Annotated in this window: 4 protein-coding genes; all 4 read right to left on the bottom strand. The window is 37.5% G+C overall.

Annotation, left to right across the window (positions count from 1 at the left end; all coding sequences use genetic code 11):
- The coding region (locus tag Q0L68_RS16550) for a glycosyltransferase family 39 protein (protein ID WP_296705295.1) at positions 1–621 on the bottom strand (621 nt) is incomplete at its 3' end.
- Positions 614–2,020, bottom strand: a complete 1,407-nt coding sequence (locus Q0L68_RS16545) for a hypothetical protein (protein ID WP_296705294.1) — start codon at positions 2,018–2,020, stop codon at positions 614–616. The genes Q0L68_RS16550 and Q0L68_RS16545, both read right to left, overlap by 8 nt.
- 16 nt (positions 2,021–2,036) lie before the next feature.
- Positions 2,037–2,807: a class I SAM-dependent methyltransferase gene (locus tag Q0L68_RS16540; protein WP_296705293.1), complete on the bottom strand. Its 771-nt coding sequence runs from the start codon at positions 2,805–2,807 to the stop codon at positions 2,037–2,039.
- A gap of 2 nt (positions 2,808–2,809) precedes the next feature.
- Positions 2,810–4,765, bottom strand: a 1,956-nt coding sequence (locus Q0L68_RS16535; RefSeq protein ID WP_296705292.1) for a right-handed parallel beta-helix repeat-containing protein, incomplete at its 5' end; no start/stop codon positions are given.

Genomic DNA, 4,765 nt, shown 5'->3' with positions numbered 1-4,765 from the left:
AGGTAATACCCAGCGGAAAGCCTTCCTCTCAATTACATACATGGACATAGGTAGGAACCAATAGAAGGCGTATGGTATTTTGATCAAAAAAGCCAATGTAGTAATGGCACCACTCAGGAGAACATACCAACCATTCCTATTATCGATTCCTCGAAAAAAATAATAGACCATAGCATGGGCTAGGAATATCACCGAAAAATCAATATGAACTGCCCTTGAATAAAAGAAGCTCAGGGGGAGACTAAGATAGACCAACGTGGCTATCCTGGCCATGCTAACATTCGACAAAAGTCGAACTATTTTATAAAGATAATACACGGCTCCCAGAAAAAATACCAGAAAACATATTCGTGCCAATGGAATTGACTCTCCAAATAAGTTGTACCCTACAGCCACGACAGCTTCAGGAAGGGGAAATTCAAGTGCCAGGGTATCTGAATTTCCCATCCAACATACGGCTGGATACAAAAGGTCGATACCATTTTCATAAAAATCCTGAATATAGTAAGCAGTATCACATTGCCGCCAATCATGCGGTTGATCAATTTGTTTTCCCAAATGGAAAAAACGCACTGCAATGAGTAGAAATACTAATCCGTAAAAATGTTGACTCCTATTCATGGAAAGTCGAATTGGTCAAATAGGAATGAACTACCTCTGCTGCAAGTCTATGGCCTTTGATATTCCAATGTCCATCATAGGGAAAATATAGAAGCTCACTATTCCGTGACTTGTATTCCAGAAAGTGTTCATACAAGGGTATAAAGCCAACTGAGTTCTTTTCACAAAATTTTCGAATCTTACGCTCAACCCCTGAAACCGGAAACACTATATCACCATAACTGCGTTTACGACTCTCTTGATTTTCACCTTTGAATTGAAATTGATGTGGAATGAGAGTAAGATCAAAATCCATTTCATGCTCTTTTAACAATCTGTTCATCAACATAAGATACTCCAGACTTGTATCCACCCTGGTTTTAGTTTCCCTAGACCAAAGCAGCGTATCTCTCATAACTGCAAACAGTCCATATCCATCATTTCGAGATTCAAATTTCTTGGGTGATTCTCTAAGTATTCTTTGTAACTGCTCCGCAGAATCTATCGACAGATTCGCTCTATTGATTACAGATCTAAGTAACTTGTACAGCCTTAGGTAATGAACCCTTGTACATAAATCCCTCCAAGGGTTTCGAGTTCGTTCAGACGGAAATATAAATCGCAGTGGATAGCCCTTCTCGTCAAATTGGCAATACTTGGTATAACCCTCATCCCCTATTTGATCACCCTTTAGAAAATCATTATAAAACAGGAACAATATCACCCGGTCCAATTCAAAATCAATTCCCTTATGTAGGAGCCAATTCAACTCAAGTAAAGGTGACCAACTTGGAATGCCGTGTTGGATAACCGAAACAGAGTCTGCAAATAGATCTTGTAAAACCTGACCAATGGTATTTTCGAATGGAACCTCATCGGCTTGCATAAAGGAATCTCCCAGAAGCAAGATGTTCTTTCCACTTGTTGATGTAAGAATTCTTTCAGGTCCTCGATAGCCATCACTGTTAATCTTATTTAAGACTGAAAAGTTGCCATCCTTGCCCATGACATGAGTTTTGAAAACAACATTAGGGTAGTAATTTTTAAAATAAACTTCATCGTTGTTGGTAATTACTGGTTTATTAAACTCACTTTCTATCACCTGTTTGCCGCCAAATATTTGGATATAAAAAATTGTTAATGTGAATTCGGCAATACCTAAGGATAGAAAAATTGTTAACACTGATAAAGCAATTTTTGAAATCAATAACTTTGAATAGGTTATTGCAATGAAACATCCCAATACGATTGAAACAAGCAAAAAATAAATCAATGGATTAAAATGTAGCTTCTCAATAATTCCATCTCCATCCCCAAACATAAGATCTGTAGTATAACCCAGGATACACAGCGAAGTAATCAAAACCCATAGAAGTAATGATCCCCTCCGAATTCGAATATTTATTTGGACACTACCCATATACACTCTGATGACTTTAATTTGGTTTCAAAATAGAGATCCAGTAAAAAGGTGATCGGCGCTTAAATACTTTTCTAATTACAATATTTGAAAACTCATTTGGATTATATAAAATCGAGTAGTTTAATCCTTGAAGTTGATCCCAGGTGTGATGATAATAGTAGTTGATCATTTCTGGCACCAGTTGGTTCTGGAAATACTTATTGCTCCGTATCCGTGCTAATTGCTTTTCCTCCGGTCTATATATAGGGCTGTCCCAAATAAATATGGAACCACCTGGCAGCATAAATTCGAAGAGACGATCGGTTAGTCTTTTTATGGAATCAAAATATTGAACACTGCTATTTAAAACTACTAAATCAAAGGGGGCTCCCGTCCAATTGCTTTCAAAAATATTCCAATATAAAAATTGACATCCCTTGGAAGTAAAAAGTCGGGAAGCTTGTTCCAGCTCCACCATATTGATATCAGCACCATAAACGGTGGTGTTTTCGATTTCAGCAACTTTACTAATAAACCATCCATTGCCACAACCTAGATCGAGTATATTTCGAAACTTAAGTTCTCTTATTTTACTAAGTACCTTCCGGGACGAATCCAGTCTCATCTGCCATTCCTTTTGATAAATCTGTTTTCCCTCAAAAAAAGGAAGATTCACTACAACTTCATCAGGGTAGAGACGATTTTCACTGCTCCTAACCGCTAAATAGAGATCCTGGAAAGCACTATCTATTGGTGAAATACAGAATACGTTATTTATTTGTCGATTATCCGGAGAAAGTGACATCTTTATTCTTCTTTGTTAGCATATAAAATTTTCGAAAAATAATGCTTTGAGTGTGTTACCTCGAGATTTCTTCCATCCAATGTGACAACCTGCCCAGGTTCGATTCCAATTTCAGATACGTTTTTCCCAAGAGTCAGATTAGTAATATTCAAGGAGGCTCCATTGTAGTAGTCTTTCTTCTCATATACCGCAATTGCATACTCGGATTGATCTAGAAAAACCTGATCCATAGTAACTTCACTTCCATCTTTCACTGCAATTCCTACTGTTGCTTTCTCTACCACTAATTGAGTCATTTGGAGGAAAGAATTCTCTCCTATGGAAAAAGCCTTATCTCCGATATCAGACACTTTGATATCATCAACATCGATTTTGCTTCCGGATACATCAAATGCATCACCACCGATGTTCTCGAACGAACATCCTTGAACGATTCCTTCTGAAAAATCAACATCTAGTGCGTCTTCGCGACAGTTGTAAAAAGAAACTCTCGAGAGTGAAATATCTTTAGAAGACACAATATTTAAGGCATCTTCAGACTGGCAATTTATAATTTGACAGTCTTCCATATTTAACCTAGTTTTATAAAATGTTAGACCCCCAGTGAGCCAGCTTCCCGTTGTCTCCAATGGTTGGAGGTTGTCGAAAACTGTCCAGGAAATGTCAGCTGATTTCTCCGGGTTGATCACGCTGATACCATTGTTACTCGTTTCTGAGGATCTCACATTAATTGGATTCGCTTTTGTTCCTTTCATGAGTAGTGACCCCTTAATTACCAAACCACCTTTTTCGACTAAATCTAGATGACAGCCGGCTTGCAATACAACAGTTTTATCTTCCGGGAAGATCTGCAGACCATGGATTTGATAGGTGCCTTGAGGCAACCATAAGGTGTCTTTTCTAATAGTAAAGATGGTGCTGTCCCAAGTAATCTGATCAAGCGAAATTGAATATTCTGTAGTATCACCAGGCAGCTTGGAAATTTTTTTTCGATACCAACTGCTGTTTGAAGCAGTTTTATAGAAAATGTATTGATCATCTTTCTGTGCCTGAAGACTCACCATTGGCGGTTGCAAATGAATGTCATATGCTGGCAAAGATAATGGAGGATTCAATACATGAGTCGGTTTGGTTTTATGTGCACCGATGGCAACCACGTGAATGGGTTCGCAAAAATAGTTGCTAAGTAAAAGTGTATTTTCATTTTGTAACACCAGCCGATTTGCATTGATCGAAACCGCTTCCAGGGGATACCTGGTTTTGCATTCACTATATGACTTTTCGAATATCTTATATTGAAAAGATGAGTGGTCGACTTGATGATCTTCCAGAAACTTTCGAATGTCATTTGCCCTGGAGTATAGGAAAGAACGGTCATATTTGCCCTGTCCATATTCCATATTTAGCAAACTATCTAAGGTTTTAATCTCTTGACCATGTCTACTAAAGAAAGTATCTAGATAGTATGGCTCCGTAAAGTCCTTAAGATATTGACGATATTTTTTAAGAAAATCGGGCTGATTAAAAAGTTGAAAGATTAAGAAGTCCTGCCTCAAGTACACTTTGGAATATCTTTCATTATAAAACCCAAGATAGGGTTTGGAAAACCATTGATAAGGGCCAGATTCTGTATGTCCATCAAACACTATGGGTTCGAGTTTTGTCGTAAATGGGTTGTAATAAAAGCGTAGATTATGCCAGATCAATGCATGGTAAGCTTGTGTTAAATCGCATATGGCAAAAAACTTGGCCCATACATCGAAATCAATGGATGCCTCAATATTTTTATTATACCGGAAATATTCAAGTCTTTTTTTCCCACTATTAAATTGTCGAAACAATTGTCTGTTTTTTAAGGTTCGATTCTTTTGAAAAGGTTCGATTTCTGAAGCTTCGAATATCGGAATACTGTAACTTAGATCTAATTTATTTTCGATTGAGTACTTCTGAGCTTGCCA

Origin of the sequence: Algoriphagus sp. (assembly GCF_024642405.1) — a bacterium.
In the GTDB taxonomy this organism is placed as follows: Bacteria; Bacteroidota; Bacteroidia; order Cytophagales; family Cyclobacteriaceae; genus Algoriphagus.
The sequence above is the reverse complement of the archived record's forward strand: the minus strand, read 5'-3'. Positions and strand labels throughout refer to the sequence as shown.